This is a genomic window from Streptomyces telluris (assembly GCF_024519335.1).
Lineage (GTDB): Bacteria > Actinomycetota > Actinomycetes > Streptomycetales > Streptomycetaceae > Streptomyces > Streptomyces telluris.
The window spans coordinates 317710-330806 of sequence record NZ_JANIID010000002.1; the positions used below are offsets into that span (position 1 = coordinate 317710).

Annotated in this window: 16 protein-coding genes and 1 pseudogene; 8 read left to right on the forward strand and 9 right to left on the reverse strand. The window is 71.6% G+C overall.

Translation table 11 applies throughout. From position 1 onward, the window contains the following. Positions 1-153 precede the first annotated feature (153 nt). The 4 genes from NQU55_RS03415 to NQU55_RS03430 are packed head-to-tail and all read right to left on the reverse strand — an operon-like array spanning position 154 to position 2728. Positions 154-483, reverse strand: coding sequence for a DUF3817 domain-containing protein (locus NQU55_RS03415; protein ID WP_168094066.1), 330 nt, complete (start codon positions 481-483; stop codon positions 154-156). A 56-nt stretch (positions 484-539) separates the two neighbouring features. Further along, the gene (locus NQU55_RS03420; protein ID WP_168094067.1) at positions 540-1061 is read right to left on the reverse strand and encodes a MarR family winged helix-turn-helix transcriptional regulator; all 522 of its coding nucleotides are present in this window, start codon (positions 1059-1061) and stop codon (positions 540-542) included. Positions 1062-1104: 43 nt separating this feature from the next. Further along, positions 1105-1467 (reverse strand): hypothetical protein, encoded by a 363-nt coding sequence (locus tag NQU55_RS03425; RefSeq protein WP_168094068.1) that lies wholly within the window; start codon positions 1465-1467, stop codon positions 1105-1107. Between the two features lie 31 nt (positions 1468-1498). Then, entirely contained in the window at positions 1499-2728 is a 1230-nt protein-coding gene (locus tag NQU55_RS03430) for an MFS transporter (protein WP_168094069.1), read from the reverse strand. Positions 2729-2827: 99 nt separating this feature from the next. On the opposite strand from NQU55_RS03430, the pseudogene NQU55_RS03435 reads away from it, so the two are divergent. The 3 genes and pseudogenes from NQU55_RS03435 to NQU55_RS03445 form a co-directional block, all read left to right on the forward strand. Next, positions 2828-3793: pseudogene (locus NQU55_RS03435) on the forward strand (ArsR/SmtB family transcription factor); the annotation flags it as partial. 187 nt (positions 3794-3980) lie between these two features. Further along, complete coding sequence (locus NQU55_RS03440; RefSeq protein WP_168094071.1) at positions 3981-4235, forward strand: type II toxin-antitoxin system Phd/YefM family antitoxin; 255 nt, start codon at positions 3981-3983, stop codon at positions 4233-4235. Continuing rightward, positions 4232-4483, forward strand: a complete 252-nt coding sequence (locus NQU55_RS03445) for a type II toxin-antitoxin system RelE family toxin (protein ID WP_168094072.1) — start codon at positions 4232-4234, stop codon at positions 4481-4483. Before NQU55_RS03440 ends, NQU55_RS03445 begins: the two co-directional genes overlap by 4 nt. Before the next feature lie 114 nt (positions 4484-4597). Here the strand turns inward: NQU55_RS03445 and NQU55_RS03450 are convergent, their stop codons facing one another. After that, positions 4598-4894, reverse strand: coding sequence for an MTH1187 family thiamine-binding protein (locus NQU55_RS03450; RefSeq protein WP_073792111.1), 297 nt, complete (start codon positions 4892-4894; stop codon positions 4598-4600). Beyond that, entirely contained in the window at positions 4891-5235 is a 345-nt protein-coding gene (locus NQU55_RS03455; RefSeq protein WP_168094073.1) for a DUF3817 domain-containing protein, read from the reverse strand. Before NQU55_RS03455 ends, NQU55_RS03450 begins: the two co-directional genes overlap by 4 nt. Before the next feature lie 172 nt (positions 5236-5407). Between NQU55_RS03455 and NQU55_RS03460 the strand changes: the two genes are divergently transcribed. The 4 genes from NQU55_RS03460 to NQU55_RS03475 all read left to right on the forward strand — a co-directional run bounded on the left by NQU55_RS03460 (position 5408) and on the right by NQU55_RS03475 (position 8042). Continuing rightward, entirely contained in the window at positions 5408-6046 is a 639-nt protein-coding gene (locus NQU55_RS03460; RefSeq protein WP_168094074.1) for an AIM24 family protein, read from the forward strand. Next, entirely contained in the window at positions 6046-6696 is a 651-nt protein-coding gene (locus tag NQU55_RS03465; protein WP_168094075.1) for an AIM24 family protein, read from the forward strand. The genes NQU55_RS03460 and NQU55_RS03465 overlap by 1 nt, the downstream gene beginning before the upstream one ends. After that, a complete protein-coding gene (locus tag NQU55_RS03470; RefSeq protein ID WP_168094076.1) occupies positions 6693-7466 on the forward strand; it encodes an AIM24 family protein in 774 nt (257 codons plus the stop codon). The genes NQU55_RS03465 and NQU55_RS03470 overlap by 4 nt, the downstream gene beginning before the upstream one ends. A 99-nt stretch (positions 7467-7565) precedes the next feature. Next, on the forward strand, positions 7566-8042 hold the full coding sequence (locus tag NQU55_RS03475) for a MarR family winged helix-turn-helix transcriptional regulator (protein ID WP_168094077.1): 477 nt from the start codon (positions 7566-7568) through the stop codon (positions 8040-8042). 46 nt (positions 8043-8088) lie between these two features. Here NQU55_RS03475 and NQU55_RS03480 read toward each other — a convergent pair whose 3' ends face one another. From NQU55_RS03480 to NQU55_RS03490, 3 genes are all read right to left on the reverse strand, one after another. Then, positions 8089-9990: a transglycosylase domain-containing protein gene (locus NQU55_RS03480; RefSeq protein WP_240976531.1), complete on the reverse strand. Its 1902-nt coding sequence runs from the start codon at positions 9988-9990 to the stop codon at positions 8089-8091. 124 nt (positions 9991-10114) lie between these two features. Next, positions 10115-11074 carry a methylmalonyl Co-A mutase-associated GTPase MeaB gene (meaB, locus tag NQU55_RS03485; protein WP_206329582.1) on the reverse strand — a complete coding sequence of 320 codons (960 nt, stop codon included), beginning with the start codon at positions 11072-11074 and terminating at the stop codon, positions 10115-10117. 37 nt (positions 11075-11111) lie between these two features. After that, the gene (locus NQU55_RS03490; RefSeq protein ID WP_168094040.1) at positions 11112-12323 is read right to left on the reverse strand and encodes an acetyl-CoA C-acetyltransferase; all 1212 of its coding nucleotides are present in this window, start codon (positions 12321-12323) and stop codon (positions 11112-11114) included. Positions 12324-12480: 157 nt separating this feature from the next. Here NQU55_RS03490 and mce point away from each other — a divergent pair, with 157 nt between their 5' ends. Beyond that, positions 12481-12921, forward strand: coding sequence for a methylmalonyl-CoA epimerase (mce, locus tag NQU55_RS03495; RefSeq protein WP_168094041.1), 441 nt, complete (start codon positions 12481-12483; stop codon positions 12919-12921). The last annotated feature ends 176 nt before the right edge of the window (positions 12922-13097 follow it).

Genomic DNA, 13097 nt, shown 5'->3' on the forward strand with positions numbered 1-13097 from the left:
CCTCTCCGCGTCCTGCCCGCTCCGGTCCGGCGCTGGCCCGGCGGGCAATTTACTAGGACGTCCTAGTAAATCGTCGCGCAAGAGCGCCCCGAACACAAGGGGTGTCCGGGGCGGGGTGTCGCGGGGCGACGAGGGGGTGCGGCGGCGGTGGCGTCAGGCGGTGGCCCGGACCGGAGCGTCCGTGATCAGCGGCTCGACCTCGCGGACGACCTTGCGCTCGACGAAGAACGCGGCCGTCGGGATGGTGCCGGAGACCAGCACCCACAGCAGCTTGCCGAACTTCCAGCGCGCCTTGGAGCCGAGGTCGAAGGCGAAGACCAGGTAGACGATGAAGAGCACGCCGTGGATCTGGGAGATCACCAGCGTCGCGTTCGCGCCTGTGTCGAAGCCGTACTTGAGGACCATGCTGGCGCAGAGGACCAGCAGCATCACGGCGGTCGCGTATGCCAGCACGCGGTATCGGGTCAGGACGCTTCGCTTCATGGCATCGAGCGTAACCGCCCGTTCCGGGGCGATCTTCGCCGCCCCGCCCGGCCGCGCTACTCCTGTTCGCCGGACTCCTCGAAATCACCCGCGGCCACCCGCAGCGGCCGCAGCATCGTGAAGATGTCGCCGCACTCGTCCGCCCCGTAGGCCCCGAGGCCGAAGTCCATCGCCATCAGGTCGCGCGTGGCGCCGTCCACCGCCTCGCGGCCCTTGTCGGTGATCGACGCGAGCGTGCCCCGCCCGTCCTTGGGGTTGGGGCGCTTGGCGACGAGGCCGGAGGCGACCAGCCGGTCCACGGTGTTGGTGACCGACGTGGGGTGCACCATCAGCCGCTCGCCGATCTTCGACATCGGCAGTTCCCCGGCCTTGCTGAACGTGAGCAGCACCAGGGCCTCGTAGCGCGCGAACGTCAGCCCGTACGGTTTGACGACCGCGTCGACCTGGCCCAGCAGGATCTGATGGGCGCGCATGATCGAAGTGATCGCGGCCATCGACGGCACGGAACCCCAGCGCTGCTTCCAGAGCTCGTCGGCTCGGGCGATGGGGTCGAAGGGGAGGCTGAGCGGCTTGGGCACGGTCACGAGCCTACAGTTCGGTCATATCCCGGTCGGGCGTATCTCAGATCCCGGACGAATCCGCCGGCACCGCCGCGGCCTCGCGCACCAGCCGCACCGCCGTCGCCAGGCTCAGGCCCCGCTCGGCCTTGCGCAGCGCCCTGATCGCGTGCAGCTCCTGGCTGCGCGCGTCGACGCCCGCCTCGGCGAGGATGCCGCGCACCCACTCGGCCCGCACCTCGCGCTCCGGGCGGGCCGCGTGCTCGGCGACCAGCGCGGCCGCGCGCTCCAGCCCGGGCCGCTCCTCGGCGCCGGCGACGGCCAGCGCCTCGCGTATCGCCTCGGCGACCGCCTGCGTGTCACGCAGCACCACCACCTCGAAGTCGGCTCCGGACTTCTTCGTCCCGCCGGTGAACACGTCGAGCATCACAACTCCCCCTGCAGATCTTGACCGTGGATCACGCCGAGCCTACGACAAGCCGCACGACGCCCCCGACCACCAGGGTGCCGATCGCCCCGGCGCCCACCACGACCCAGTGGACGGGCGCGTACTCGGCCGCCGCCCCGGCCAGCGCCATGCCCAGCCCCTGGATCGTCATCGTGCCCGCCGTCTGCAGGGTCATCGCCCGTCCGCGCAGCTCTTCGGGCACCGCGGCGACGAACCACTGGTCGAGTCCGAGCGTGTACGCCGCGCCCAGACCGGCCAGGGCCACGGCGCCCAGCGCCCAGCCGAGGGAGGGCTTCGCCGCGTAGAGCAGGAAGGGCAGCAGGAGCACGGACGCCGCGGGCAGCGTGATGCGTTCGCGGGCCCGCGGGCCCAGCAGGGATCCGGCCAGCACCTCTCCGGCGATCGTCCCCACCGGCATCCCGCACATCAGCAGCCCCACCCCGACCGTGCCGGCGCCTATCTCGTCGGCGTACGGCGCAGCGAGGGACTCCGGCGCGACGAGGAAGAACGGCGGCAGCCAGGACAGCAGGAGCAGGGCACGGGTGCGGCGGTCGGCGAGGAGCTGCCGGGCGCCGGAGAGCGAGGCCCGCAGCACGTCCGCTCCCCCGGACGCCCGGCCCGGGCGCCGCCGCGTCCCGAAGCGCAGGAGCAGCGCGGAGGCGAGGAAACCGGCCACTGTGGAGAGGAGGGCGGTGCGCGGGGAGACGGCGGTGAGCAGCACCCCGCCCGCGGCGAAGCCTGCGAGCTGCGCGCCCTGGGTGACGATGCGGATCAGGGAGCGGCCGAGGACGAACAGATCGCCTTCGCCGAGGACGTCGCCGAGCGTCGCCGATCTCGTCCCGGCGAGGACCGGCCCGATCAGGGCGCTGAAGGCGCGCAGCGCGAGCAGGGCGGGCACCGGGGTGCCCGGCAGCGCCGTCACCGCCGCGCCCGCGGCGCAGAGCAGGTTGCACACGACGAGCACGCGCCGGGCGGGGTGGCGGTCGGCGACGCCGGCGAGCAGCGTGCCGCCCAGCAGGTAGGGCAGGAACCCGAGCGCGAAGGTCAGGGCCCCGAGCAGTGGTGATCCGGTCACCCGGTACACGAGGACGGACAGGGCGATCTCGCCGACGACGATGCCGAGCAGGGACAGCAGGTGGGCCGCGAACACGGCGCGGAACTCGCGCACGGCGAGGGCGGCGCGGTAGCCGGCGGGGGCGGGCGCGGCGCCCGCGGAGTGGGGGTCTTGTGCCGTTGACATGCGCGGAAGGGTGCGCAGGTGCGGGGCGCGGGCCCTACTCTTTCGGCTCCAGCCGAAAGAGTAGGGCGCCGGCGGGGGCGGCCGGAAAGGTGGCGGGACATGCCGCTGCACATGCGTTTCGAAGCCGGCGACCTGCTGCGCTGCCGGTTCGGGATCTCCCCGCTGTGGGAGACCCACCAGTGCCTCTACACCCTGCTGCGCCCCGAGCGGCACGGCTACCACCTGCCCTGGCTGCGGCGCCGGCGGGAGGCACTCGCCGGGCTCGACCTGACGGCGCTGTCCCTGCTGATGCCGGGCGGGGGCTACCACCCGGACTTCCTGTGCCCGCCGCCGGAGGGGCCGCTCCAGTCCTTCGCGGACGAGCTGGCCCTCGTACGCGCCACGGACACGGCGGTGGCCCGCCGGGAGCTCGCGCGGTCGCTCGCCTGCACGCCCGGGGCGGCCGGATCGCCGGAGGGCAGGGCGATGCTGGCCGACCCGGCGGGCGCCGTGCGGGAGTTGACCGGGCTCCTGGAGCGCGCCTGGCACCTGCTGCTCGCCCCGGAGTGGCCGCGGCTGCGCGCCCTGCTGGAGGCGGACGTGGCCTTCCACGCGCGCCGCCTGGCGGACGGCGGCCTGGAGCGGCTCTTCGCGGGCCTGCACCCGTCGCTGGAGTGGGCGGACGACACCCTGACCGTCCGGCGCCGCAACGACCACACGCGGGCCCTGGGAGGACAGGGCCTGATGCTGGTGCCGAGCGTCTTCGCCTGGCCGGACGTGATCGGCGGCTTCGACGCCCCGTGGCAGGCGACGGTGGTCTACCCGGCGCGCGGGATAGGCGGCCTGTGGGCCGAGCCTGACACGGAGGGCGCGCACGCGCTCGTCCGCCTCCTCGGCCCCAACCGCGCGGCCCTCCTCGCCTCTCTGACGGAACCCGCCTCCACGACGGCCCTCGCCGCCCGCCACGGCCTGGCCCCGTCCTCGGTCTCCGCCCACCTCTCGGTCCTCCGCGCGGCCGGCCTCCTGACCTCCCGCCGCCGAAGCCACCAGGTCCTCTACGAACGCACCCCCCTGGGCATGGCCCTGACCAGCGCGCCCTCCGGCGCCGCGGACCTCGCGGACCCTCGGCCCCCCGCCTCCTCCCGCACGGGCCGCAGCCCGGCCCGGACGCCGCAGTCCGCCACGTCCCTGCACTGCGGCGGTGAACGAGGCGCGCCAGCCGAGCCTCTCGAAACGGCCTCACAGAAGGAGCGGGAAGTGTACAGTTCTGCACATGAGTGACACTCTGCCGATCACCGAAGCGCGCGCCCGCTTCGGAGCTCTGGTCCGACGGGCCTCGCACGCCCGCGAACGCATCACCATCACGGACCACGGCCAGCCCGCGGCCGTGCTCATCAACCCCCAGGAACTCGCGGACATCGAGGACGCCCTCGCGCTCGCCCTCTACCGGGAACGGCAAGCCGCCGACACGGCGGCCGGCATCCCGCACGAGGATGTGCGAACGCGACTCGGCCTGGAGAGTGAGTGACCTTTCAGATCATCTGGGATGAGCCCGCCATCGACGCGGCATCCCGGTTCCTCAAGGACGACCCCGAAGGGCTGCGCCGGCTCTTCGCCGCGGTGGACCTGCTGTCCGACGACCCCCGCCCCACCGGGTCGGCCGAGTACGGCTCGCCCGACCTGCGGAGGATGCACGTAGGCAGGTACCGCGTGCTGTACGAGATCTCCGGGGAGTCCGTCACCATCGTGGTGATCCACGTCGGCCGCATCGGCTGACGCCCCCCGCAACGGCGAACGGCCCGGTCCCGGGAGCGCGTGTGCGCTCGCCGGACCGGGCCGTTCGCCTTGGCCTGGGTCAGCCGTGAGCCGGGGTCGGCCGTTCGGCCGGGGTCAGCCCTCCGAGAGGTACCGCTCGACCGTTTCGACCTTCGACGTCAGGCCGTCCGTCACGCCCGGGCGGATGTCCGCCTTCAGGACGAGGGAGACCCGGCCCGCGCGGGCCTCGACCGCCGCGACGGCTCGTTTGACGACGTCCATGACCTCGTCCCACTCGCCCTCGACCGATGTGAACATCGCGTCCGTACGGTTCGGCAGGCCGGATTCGCGCACCACGCGCACCGCGTCCGCCACGTACTCGCCGACGTCCTCGCCGACGCCCAGCGGCGACACCGAGAAGGCGACGATCATGCGTTGACCACGCCCTCCTTGCGGGCGCGGGCGGCGATCAGGCTCGCCTCGGCCTCGCGGCGCAGCATGCGGTCGGCGAAGAAGCCGCCCGTCGGCAGGACGGAGAGGACGAAGTAGAGGGCGGCGGTCTTCAGGGACCACTTGGTCTTGTTCCAGGCGTCCAGCCAGAAGAGCACGTAGATGACGAAGAGCACGCCGTGCACGGCGCCCATCACCGGTACGGCGTTGAAGTCCGTCGTGCGCTTGAGCACGGAGCAGGCGAGCAGCAGCAGGAAGGAAACGGCCTCCGGGGCGGAGACCAGGCGGAGCCGGCGCAGGGCGGAGGCGGTCTTGATGTCCACGGGGGTACGCACCTTCGTGAGTCAGTGGCTGGACAGTGGCGGGACGACTACAGCTTGTGATGGTATTCACAAGCTGGTCCATTGTCGCAGCCTCGTCCCGGATGCCTGGATCCGGGGTCATTCCGGGACCAAGGCCCTGTCGACCGGCGAGTCCGCCCGCTAGCGTCGTCCCGTGGCACAGTTTCGGCTCCAGGGGAGCAAAGTCCTCGCCGTCGACCTGACGGGCGACGCGGTCAAGGCCAAGAACGGCTCGATGGTCGCGTACGAGGGCGACATGAACTTCAAGAAGATGACCGGCGGCGGGGACGGCCTGCGCGGCATGGTCACCCGCCGGCTCACCGGCGAGCAGATGGAAGTGATGGAGGTGAAAGGACACGGCACCTGCTACTTCGCCGACCGGGCGACCGAGATCAACCTGGTCTCCCTGCGCGGCGAGACGCTCCACGTCGAGGCGAGCAACCTCCTCGCCGCCGACGCGGGCCTGCGCACCGGCACCACCTTCACCGGCCTGCGCGGCGCCTCCCAGGGCAACGGCCTGTTCACCACGACCGTCGAGGGCACGGGCCAGGCGGCGATCATGTCCGACGGCACGGCCGTCGTGCTGCGCGTGACCCCGTCCACGCCGCTGCAGGTCGACCCGGGCGCGTACATCGCCCACACCGGCAGGCTCAAGCAGCACTTCCAGTCCGGGGTCAACTTCCGCACGTTCATCGGCGAGGGCTCCGGCGAGGCGTTCCAGATCCGCTTCGAGGGCGAGGGCCTGGTCTACGTGCAGCCGAGCGAGCGCACCACCTTCGGAGGCGACGTCTGATGCCGTTCCGGACTCTGAACTCCCGCATGGTCGAGGCGCAGATCGTGCCCGGCCGGCGCCTCTTCAGCCAGCGGGGCGCCATGCTCGCCTACAAGGGCGACGTCTCCTTCACTCCCAGCATCACCGGTGGCCAGGGCGGCGTGATGGGCATGATCGGCCGCCGCATCGCCAACGAGGCCACTCCGCTGATGACCGTGGAGGGCAGCGGCACGGTGATGTTCGGCCACGGCGGCCACCACGTGCAGGTGATCGAGCTCTCGGGCGAGACCCTCTACGTCGAGGCGGACCGGCTGCTCGCCTTCGACGGCACCCTGCAGCAGGGCACGATGTTCATGGGCTCGCAGGGCGGCGTCATGGGCATGGTCCGCGGCCAGGTCACCGGTCAGGGCCTGTTCACCACGACGCTCAAGGGCCAGGGCGCGGTCGCCGTGATGGCCCACGGCGGCGTCATCGAGCTGCCGATCCGGTCCGGGCGGCCCGTCCACGTCGACCCGCAGGCCTATGTCGCCCACCGCGGCGACGTCCGCAGCAAGCTCTCCACCGCCATCGGCTGGCGCGAGATGGTGGGGCGCGGCTCCGGGGAGGCGTTCCAGCTCGAACTGTCCGGCGAGGGCACGGTCTACGTACAGGCGTCGGAGGAGAAGCTGTGAGCACTGCCAACGGTCCGGTCGTCTTCGACGCGCACACCCTTCCGTCCGACGACAACGTCAACCCGTACGCCTTCAGCGTGGACCTCGACGGCCAGTGGTTCCTGCAGAAGGGGAAGATGATCGCCTACTACGGCAGCATCGACTTCCACGGCATCGGGCACGGCCGCCTCGACCGCCTCATCGCCCACAGCTTCCACTCGCCGCTGCACGCCGCGGACTGGGTGGTCGCCGAGGGCAAGGGCAAGATGGTCCTCGCGGACCGCAGCTTCGACGTCAACTCCTACGACCTGGAGGACGGCAATCTGACGGTGCGGTCGGGCAATCTGCTCGCCTTCCAGCCGTCGCTCTCGCTCAAGCAGTCGATCGTCCCCGGCTTCCTCACGCTCATCGGCACGGGCAAGTTCGTGGCGGCCTCCAATGGCCCCGTGGTCTTCGTGGAGCCACCCGTCCGGGTGGACCCCCAGGCCCTCGTCGGCTGGGCCGACTGCCCCTCCCCCTGTCACCACTACGACCACCAGTACCTGCGCGGGGTGCTCGGCGGCGTGCGCGCCTTCACGGGTCTGGGCGGCACCTCGGGCGAGGAGCACCAGTTCGAGTTCGTGGGCGCCGGTACGGTGCTGCTGCAGTCCACGGAGCAGCTGATGGCCGGGATCCCGACCGGTGAGACACCGCAGCAGGAGGGGGTCCCGCACGCAAGCCCGTCGAATCAGCCAACCACGCCCCGTATGCCGGGCCAGCTCGGAGACCTCCAGCGCCGCTTCGGGCTGTGAGCGGTACTCTGCAGAGTGTGACGTCGAACGTGTGACCTCACACTCCGCACCACAACTAGTTAATCTTTCAACTTTCTTAGGTAGAATTCCTCTATGTCTATGGACACCGAGAACGGCACCCGCTGGCTCAGCGAAGAGGAACAGCGCGCCTGGCGCGCCCACCTGGACGTCAGCCGTCTGCTGATGCACCAGCTCGAACGGGACCTGCAGCCGTTCGGCCTCACCAACAACGACTACGAGATCCTGGTCAACCTCTCGGAGTCCGAGGACCACCGCATGCGGATGAGCGACCTCGCGACCGCCACGCTGCAGTCCAAGAGCCGCCTCTCGCACCAGATCACCCGCATGGAGAACGCGGGCCTGGTCCGGCGCGAGAACTGCGAGTCGGACCGCCGGGGCCTGTACGCCGTCCTCACGGAGCACGGCTGGGACACCATGCGGCAGGTCGCCCCGCACCACGTGGCCTCCGTGCGCGAGCACTTCATCGACCTGCTGGGCGAGGCGGACCTCAAGGCCCTCTACGCCTCCCTGGCCCCGGTCGCCCAGCACCTGCGCTCCCTGCGGGGCCGCGCCTGAGTCCGGCCCGCGGCCGCACCCGGGCTGCGGCCCGCGCCGCACGCGCTCAGGGGCGGGCCGTGCCCGTGTAGTCCGCCCAGATGCGGGCCGGGAAGGCGTTGCCCCGCCGCCCCTCCTCGCCGCCCAGGTCCGCCAACGGCAGGAGCGGGCCGCCCTCGGGCTTCGTGCGGAACACCGTCACGGCCGTGGACAGGTTCCCGGACCAGCCGGTGAACCAGGCCGAGTTCAGGCGGTCCTGGTCGCCGGTCCGCCCGGCCGACCAGGAGCCGCCGTCGGCGTCGCGCAGGGCGCGCGCCACTTCGCCCGCCGTGTCCTTGTCCAGGGCCCGCCGCGCCTTGGCCCGGCTCTCGAAGCCGCCCACCGACGTGCCGCCCTTGACGACCTTGGTGACGGAGTAGGGGTCGTTCTGCAGGCCCTCGTTGGCGAAGGTGCCGTACGCCGCGGCCATGCGGATCGCGCTCGGCGTGGACGTGCCGATGGGGAAGGCCTGTTCCAGCTCGGCCATGCTGCTCTTCAGCAGGCCGGCCCGGACGGCCGTGTCCCGCACCTTCTTCAGGCCCACCTCCTTGCCCAGGCGCACGTACGTCGCGTTGCCGCCGCTCGTCAGGGCCTGGCGGAGGGTGGGGTGGTTCTCGTCGGGGCCGGAGTCCTCGGCCGGCTGGAGCTTGCCGTTGTCGTCGTAGTAGCTGCCGGGGTCCACGCCCTCCTGCAGGGCGGCGGCCAGGACGAAGGGCTTGAAGGCGGAGCCCGCCGGGACGCCTGACGTGTCGGCGTTGTTGGCGAAGTGCTTCGTGGCGTCGGGCCCGCCGTACAGGGCGAGGACGGCGCCGTCCGAGGGCCGTACGGAGGCGGCACCCACCTGGACGTCCGTGTCGGAGTCCGGCCGCTTGCCCGGGTCGGCGTCCTTGGCGAGGACGCCGTCGACGGCCTTCTTCAGCCGCTCCATGCGGCTCTTGTCGAAGGTGGTGTGGATCCGGTAGCCGCCGTGGGCCAGGTCCTGCTCGGTGAGCATGGCCCGCTGCCTGATGTCCTTGTTGGCGACGTCGACCAGATAGCCGGCCTGGCCGCCGAGACCCGTGGACACGGACTGCTTACGCGGTTCGGGGAAGGTGCGGTAAGTGTCGCGCTGCTCCTGGGACATGCGGCCGGTCTTCACCTCCCGGTCCAGGATCCACTTCCAGCGGTCCTCCGCCCGCGCGTGGTTGCTCCGGCCGACCGAGGGGTCGTAGAGCTCGGCCCCCTTCAACAGGGCGGCGAGCATGGCCCCTTGGCTCGGGTCGAGCTTCTTCGCGGGGATGCCGTAGTACGCCTGCGCGGCGGCCTCGATCCCGTACGCCCCGCGCCCGAACCAGCTGGTGTTGAGGTAACCCTGCAGGACCTCCTGCTTGCTCTTCGTCCGGTCCACCTTCAGCGAGATGACGAACTCCTTGACCTTCCGCGTGGCGGTCTGCTCCTGCGAGAGGTAGGTGTTCTTCACGTACTGCTGGGTGATGGTGGAGCCGCCCTGCGTCTCCTCGCCGCCCGCCGTGCTGGCGAAGGCCCGCAGGATGCCCTTGAACGACACTCCCCGGTCACGGTAGAAGCTCTCGTTCTCGGCGGCTATCACCGCGTTCTGCGTGGACTCCGGCACGTCGGACAGCCGGACGATGGTGCGGTTGACCTCGCCGACGCTCGCCAGCCGCGAACCGTCCGACCAGTAGTACGTGTTGGCCTCCTGGCGGGCCGCGGCGTTCTCGTCGGGGATGTCGACGCTCGCGTAGACGCAGGCGAACAGCCCGGCCGCGCCGCCCAGGCCGAGCAGGAAGGTGCCTCCCGTCAGCCGCCACGACGGCAGCCAGCGGCGCACGCCGCGCCTGCCCTGACGGGGGTAGTCGATGAAGCGCTTGCGGGCTGCCGACGCCTCTGTCCTGCGGCGGCGGGGACGCAGCTTGTGCCGGTTCTTACTCAAGGGCTGATCGCTCTCGACGGAAACGGGGGACGTCTGTGAAGACGCCCCCCGACCAAGATCCGTTTCGGCGATTCGTATGAGCGTTCCATGACGGCGCACGGCTGCCGGGCCGTGCGCCCGGCCGCTATCCCCGTTCCGTCAGGCCCGCGACCAGCTCGTCCGCGGCCGCGTACGGGTCCAGCGAGCCGCCGACGATGCGCTCCGCCAGGGCGGTCAGGCGGCGGTCGCCGTGGAGGTCGGCGATGCGTTCGCGCAGGGCCGTGACGGCGATGGTCTCGACCTCGCGGGCCGCCCGGGCGGTGCGGCGGTCCGCCAGGACGCCCCGCTCCTCCATCCAGGCCCGGTGCTTCTCCAGGGCCTCGACCAGCTCGTCCGTGCCCTCGCCGCGCGCGGCCACCGTCTTGACGATCGGGGGCCGCCAGTCGCCCGGGCCCCTGGCCTCGCCCAGCCCCAGCATGTGGTTGAGCTCGCGGGCCGTGGCGTCGGCGCCGTCGCGGTCGGCCTTGTTGACGACGTAGACGTCGCCGATCTCCAGGATGCCCGCCTTCGCGGCCTGGATGCCGTCGCCCATGCCCGGGGCGAGGAGCACCACGCTCGTGTCGGCCTGGGAGGCGATCTCCACCTCGGACTGGCCGACGCCGACGGTCTCGACGAGGATCACGTCGCAGCCGGCCGCGTCCAGGACGCGGATGGCCTGCGGGGCGGCCCAGGCCAGGCCGCCCAGATGGCCGCGCGTGGCCATGGAACGGATGTACACCCCCGGGTCGGAGGCGTGGTCGGACATCCGTACGCGGTCGCCGAGCAGGGCGCCGCCGGAGAACGGCGAGGACGGGTCGACGGCCAGCACCCCGACCCGCCTGCCCGCCCGCCGGTAGGCGCTGACCAGCGCCGACGTCGACGTCGACTTGCCGACGCCGGGCGAGCCCGTCAGGCCCACGACGTACGCGCCGCCGGTCAGCGGCGCCAGGGCGGCCATGACGTCGCGCAGTTGCGGGGACGCCCCCTCCACCAGGGAGATCAGCCGGGCCACGGCGCGCGGCCGGCCTTCGCGGGCCTGCTCCACCAGTGCGGGGACGTCCACCATCAGTGCTCCGTTCTGGGAAACCTCGGGGGGCGTGAGGTCACTTGCCGGGGACGCGGATGATCAGGGCGTCGCCCTGGCCGCCGCCGCCGCACAGGGCCGCCGCGCCGACGCCGCCGCCGCGCCGCTTGAGCTCCAGCGCGAGGTGCAGGACGGTGCGGGCGCCGGACATGCCGATCGGGTGACCGAGCGCGATGGCACCGCCGTTGACGTTCACCTTTTCCGGGGACACGCCGAGGTCCTTGATTGACTGCACGAGGACGGCGGCGAACGCCTCGTTGATCTCGATGAGATCGAGGTCCTCCACGGTCAGGCCCTCGCGGCGCAGCGCGTGCCGGATCGCGTTGGAGGGCTGGGAGTGCAGGGAGTTGTCGGGACCGGCGACGTTGCCGTGGGCGCCGATCTCGGCGATCCACTCCAGGCCCAGCTCCTCGGCCTTGGCCTTGCTCATCACCACGACGGCGGCGGCGCCGTCGGAGATCTGCGAGGAGGTGCCGGCGGTGATCGTGCCGTCCTTGCGGAAGGACGGGCGCAGCTTGCCGAGGACCTCGACGGTGGTGTCGCCGCGGACGCCCTCGTCGTGGGCGAAGACCACCGGGTCGCCCTTGCGCTGCGGGACCTCCACGGGGGTGATCTCGGCCTCGAAGATGCCGTTCTTCTGGGCGGCGGCGGCGCGCTGGTGGGAGCGGGCGCCGATCTCGTCCTGGGCGGCGCGGCCGATGCCGAGGCGGGTGTTGTGGTTCTCGGTGGAGGCGCCCATGGCGATGGACTCGAAGGAGTCGGTGAGGCCGTCGTGGTCCATCGAGTCGAGCATCTCGATCGCGCCGTACTTGTAGCCCTCACGGGACTTGGGCAGCAGGTGCGGGGCGTTGGTCATGGACTCCTGGCCGCCGGCCACCACGATGTCGAACTCGCCCGCGCGGATGAGCTGGTCGGCCAGCGCGATGGCGTCCAGGCCGGAGAGGCAGACCTTGTTGACGGTCAGCGCGGGGACGTGCATGGGGATGCCGCCCTTGACCGCCGCCTGGCGGGCCGGGATCTGCCCGGCGCCGGCCTGCAGCACCTGACCCATGATCACGTACTGCACCTGGTCCCCGCCGATGCCGGCCCGGTCGAGGGCCGCCTTGATGGCGAAGCCGCCCAGCTCGGCCGCGGAGAAGCTGCGCAGGGAGCCGAGCAGCTTGCCCATGGGCGTACGGGCGCCCGCGACGATCACGGAGGTGGTGCTGGTCGAACCGTTCGTACCAGACATGAGGCGCGGCCCCTTCGAGTCGACTTCGAGCGGAGGTTAACGATGGTTTCCGTCAATGTACTGAGCGGTACCCGCGGGGTCACCGGGCAGCGGGTGTGATCGCAAGCACGTTGCGTACACGTTGCGTGACCAAGCCGTACGGCGGTGCACTGGTTCCATGCTGACGCGCATCGACCACATCGGGATCGCCTGCTTCGACCTCGACCGGACTGTCGAGTTCTACCGTGCCACGTACGGCTTCGAGGTGTTCCACACCGAAGTCAACGAGGAGCAGGGCGTCCGCGAGGCCATGCTCAAAATCAATGAGACGTCCGACGGCGGGGCCTCCTACCTGCAGCTGCTGGAGCCGACGCGGGAGGACTCCGCGGTCGGCAAGTGGCTGGCGAAGAACGGCGAGGGGGTCCATCACATCGCCTTCGGCACGGCGGACGTGGACGGGGACGCGGCGGCCGTCCGCGACAAGGGCGTGCGGGTGCTCTACGACGAGCCGCGGATCGGCTCGATGGGCTCGCGGATCACCTTCCTGCACCCCAAGGACTGCCACGGCGTGCTGACCGAACTGGTCACCTCGGCGCCCCCGGCGGACCGGGAGCACTGACCCTCACCTCCCCCGGCCGGTAGAGTGCGGGTTCGGCCGGGGTCCTGGGGGTGGGGGCCCGGACCGGGCTGTACCGATGATCTGACACCATTTCTTCGGAAGGGCGGGCTCCGGATTCCAACCGATACACGCGGGAACGAGCCGGCCGCCAAGGCGACCAGGGGACGGATGGGACC